Here is a 443-nt window from a genome sequence, read left to right as displayed (position 1 = left end):
GGATGCCAGCATCATCTGCACGGTACAGGCGAGGCTGGTGGACCAGCGGTCAAGGGGTCCCAGGTCGGTGGTTGACCAGTCAAATGCGCGAATGCGCTGGGCCATTTCGCCGGCCCAACCTTCACAGCCGTGGGGGTCGGATAAGAATTGCATCGTTCGGCTCTGCGCAGAGAAAGGACGGTCGCAAAATTTGGAACGTATCAAGGGGCGATGGTTTCATTTTGTATAAATTAGGGGGTAATCACCGCCGGCGCTACCCGCCTCAGTGAAAATCCCGGCTGCGCACCGTGATGCCGTCCAGCAGTGGCGTCAGGTCGGTCAGGCGCCCGGCGATCAGGTGTCGCACCTCGCCCACCGCCTCCCAACGCCCGTCCACCTTGAGCAATCGCGACCCCACCAGGGCCTGGCGCTGACGTTCGGCCAGGTCGCGCCAGACCACCACG

At 62.8% G+C, this 443-nt stretch carries 1 protein-coding gene; it reads right to left on the bottom strand.

The features are described 5' to 3' along the window. Positions 1–262 precede the first annotated feature (262 nt). On the bottom strand, positions 263–443 hold a 181-nt coding region (locus FCS21_RS16230), incomplete at its 5' end, for a hypothetical protein (RefSeq protein WP_138624520.1).

The sequence above is a fragment of the Colwellia ponticola genome, from assembly GCF_005885605.1.
Classification (GTDB): Bacteria; Pseudomonadota; Gammaproteobacteria; order Enterobacterales; family Alteromonadaceae; genus Colwellia; species Colwellia ponticola.
The sequence above is the reverse complement of the archived record's forward strand: the minus strand, read 5'-3'. Positions and strand labels throughout refer to the sequence as shown.